Below are 2,115 nucleotides of genomic sequence, written 5' to 3' on the forward strand. Positions count from 1 at the left end.
CTGCTGGTCCAGCAGCGCGCTGAACAGGTGGACCGGTTCGATGATGCTGTTGTCGCGGCCCACGGCCAGCGACTGTGCGTCTGCCAGCGCCTGCTGGAAACGCGAGGTGAGCTTGTCCATCCGCATTGCGAATCCTCATCGGTCATCAGGGCCGGCCCGCGCCGGCGATGCTGGGAAGATGCGGCTGCCCCACCCCGTTTCAAGGGTGGCTGCGACTGCACCCCGTAGCGAGTCAGCCTGCGGCCAGCATGCCGGAACGGGTGTGGTCGGCGCGTTGATCCCGATCAGTTCGGCGCAGTGGACCGGTTCAGCGGGTGATCGCAGAGCGGAGCGCCCGCAGCTGCTGCTTGACCGCCCGCGCCTGCGTGGCGTCCATGCGCAACAGCGCCTTCTCGCCTATCGAGCGCGACTGCAGGGTGGAATCGACGAAGCGGTAGCGACCGCGCTCATCACGCTGCACCAATGGCGCCTGCACCAGTTCCGGGGTCTCCAGCAGATGGTCGATCACCGCCACCAGACGGTCGTTGAAGTAGCCCTCGGGCCGGCCCAGGTCGGCGTAGGCCTGCTGGATCAACGGATAGAAGCGCTTGTACGCCGTAGCCGCTGCCGCTGGATCCAGCGCAGTGAAGGCCTGCACATAGGGCGCGTAACGCGCCGAGTTGCTTGCCGCGATGCGTTCACCGCCCTCGCCAGGCTCGACCTGCAGGTTGCCCGGCAGCGGCCGTGCGGCCAGCGCCGTCGGCGGCACGCTTGGTTTGTCCAGGTTGTCGACCTGGGTGACCAGGCGCTGGATCAGGTGATCGCGCAGCAGCAGGGTCATCGGGCCCTCGCCCTGGAACAGCTGGCTCAATGCGCCCCAGGCAGCCGCATCACTGTCGGCCAACTTGGGCAGCGCCGGGTCAGCGGCGGCCTCGGTGTCCAGCGGATGCCTGATCGGCGGCGGTGCTGGCGCGGGGTCCGCGGCCGCCTGCGGTTGCGGCGGTGCGCTGGTGCTGGCGGGGGTTGAGTGCACCGGCACCGAAACACCGTCTGCCAGGTGCCTCAGCTGATCGCGGAACAACCAACCGCCCGCGCCGCCGATCACCACCACACCCAGCACCCAGGGCCATACCGCCTTTCCACTCTGCATGATGCAGCACCTCGTTTCACACGCATGGAGAAGGTGTGACCCCACCGGTTCCAGCCGGTTCCCCGCCTGTTCCGCTGCCGTTCGGCTTCGGCCCACGCCAAAGCCGCGCTCACGCCTGCTTTGCGTGCCGCGCGCGAGGCTGTGGGCCTTGTCCTGCGGAGACACTGCCATGCAGTATGCGCTGTACTACTGGACCGGTATCCAGGGCCGTGGCGAGTTCGTGCGCCTGGCGCTGGAAGATGCCGGCGCCGACTACATCGACATGGCGCGGGTGCACGGTGATGCGGTGATGCAGCCGTTCCTGGAGGGCCACAGCGAAGGCCCGCAGCCCTTCGCGCCGCCGTTCCTGAAGGCCGGTCGCCAGGTCATTGCGCAGGTCGCCGCGATCCTGGACTTCCTCGGCCCGACGCTGGATCTGGTGCCGCAGGCCGCATCGCGACGGATGCAGGCGCTGCAACTGCAGTTGACCATCGCTGACCTGGTGGCCGAAGTGCATGACACCCATCATCCGATCGCCGCATCGAAATACTACGAAGAGCAGAAGACCGAGGCCAAGGCACGTGCCGCGTCGCTGCGCAGCGAGCGCCTGCCGAAGTTCCTGGGCTACTTCGAACGGGTGCTGGCCGCCAACGGTGGCCGCCATGCACTGCGCGAGCATTCGTATGTGGACCTGTCGCTGTTCCAGCTGCTGAGTGGGCTGGACTACATGTTCCCGCGTCGCATGCAGGCACTGGCGCCCACACTGCCCCTGCTGCGCGCGCTGCAGGCGCGGGTGGCGAAGCGGCCGAACATCGCCGCCTACCTGGCCTCGGAACGGCGGCTGGCGTTCAACACGAATGGCATCTTCCGCCACTACCCGGAGCTGGACGCCGAGCGGTAGTGCCGGCCGCTGGCCGGCAGAGCGCGCTGTGAGCATTCGCCGCCCGCAACACGCCCCTGTAGAGCCGAGCCTGCGCTCGGCTGCGCTGAGCCGAGCATGGCTCGGC

The 2,115-nt window shown here is 68.2% G+C and carries 3 protein-coding genes; 1 reads left to right on the plus strand and 2 read right to left on the minus strand.

Annotation, left to right across the window (positions count from 1 at the left end; translation table 11 throughout):
- Together ACM0PY_RS21145 and ACM0PY_RS21150 are read right to left on the minus strand one after the other, a co-directional pair.
- The coding region (locus ACM0PY_RS21145; RefSeq protein ID WP_495493257.1) for a Clp protease N-terminal domain-containing protein at positions 1–126 on the minus strand (126 nt) is incomplete at its 3' end.
- Between the two features lie 181 nt (positions 127–307).
- Entirely contained in the window at positions 308–1,129 is an 822-nt protein-coding gene (locus tag ACM0PY_RS21150) for a DUF3014 domain-containing protein (RefSeq protein WP_134972217.1), read from the minus strand.
- A gap of 169 nt (positions 1,130–1,298) precedes the next feature.
- On the opposite strand from ACM0PY_RS21150, the gene ACM0PY_RS21155 reads away from it, so the two are divergent.
- Positions 1,299–2,009, plus strand: a complete 711-nt coding sequence (locus tag ACM0PY_RS21155) for a glutathione S-transferase (protein WP_180886153.1) — start codon at positions 1,299–1,301, stop codon at positions 2,007–2,009.
- The last annotated feature ends 106 nt before the right edge of the window (positions 2,010–2,115 follow it).

The organism is Stenotrophomonas sp. BR163, from assembly GCF_047520985.2.
GTDB lineage: Bacteria > Pseudomonadota > Gammaproteobacteria > Xanthomonadales > Xanthomonadaceae > Stenotrophomonas > Stenotrophomonas sepilia.

Coding starts and splice junctions, on each gene's coding strand:
- ACM0PY_RS21150 (WP_134972217.1), bottom strand. CDS start 1,129: ATGCAGAGTGGAAAGGCGGTATGGCCCTGGGTGCTGGGTGTGGTGGTG.
- ACM0PY_RS21155 (WP_180886153.1), top strand. CDS start 1,299: ATGCAGTATGCGCTGTACTACTGGACCGGTATCCAGGGCCGTGGCGAG.